Genomic DNA, 399 nt, shown 5'->3' with positions numbered 1-399 from the left:
GCCCGTGCCAAGGTGGGTGACCGCTACGTGCTGGAGATGATGAACGAGAAGGGCTGGCGTATCGGGGGTGAAAACTCCGGTCATATCATCTGCCTGGATCAGACCACCACAGGGGATGGTATCGTCGCTGCCCTGCAGGTACTGATGGCCATCTGCACCGCCGAGATGCCGCTGGCCAAGCTGCGTTCCGGCATGAGCAAGTTCCCGCAGGTGCTGGTGAACGTCCGTTTTGCCGAGGGCAAGGAGCCGCTGGCGGCTGATGCCGTCAGCCAGGAAGTGGCCAAGGTGGAACAGGAGCTGGCTGGCCGTGGCCGCGTCCTGCTGCGCAAATCCGGCAACGAACCCCTGATCCGGGTCATGGTGGAAGGTGAGCATGAGCAGCAGGTGCGTGACATGGCA

1 pseudogene is annotated in these 399 nt (G+C 62.9%); it reads left to right on the top strand.

The annotated features are described in order from the left end of the window. Nucleotides 1–399: pseudogene (glmM, locus tag KFE26_RS23700) on the top strand (phosphoglucosamine mutase); the annotation flags it as partial.

Source organism: Shewanella sp. M16, assembly GCF_018224605.1.
In the GTDB taxonomy this organism is placed as follows: Bacteria; Pseudomonadota; Gammaproteobacteria; order Enterobacterales; family Shewanellaceae; genus Shewanella; species Shewanella oncorhynchi.
The sequence above is the reverse complement of the archived record's forward strand: the minus strand, read 5'-3'. Positions and strand labels throughout refer to the sequence as shown.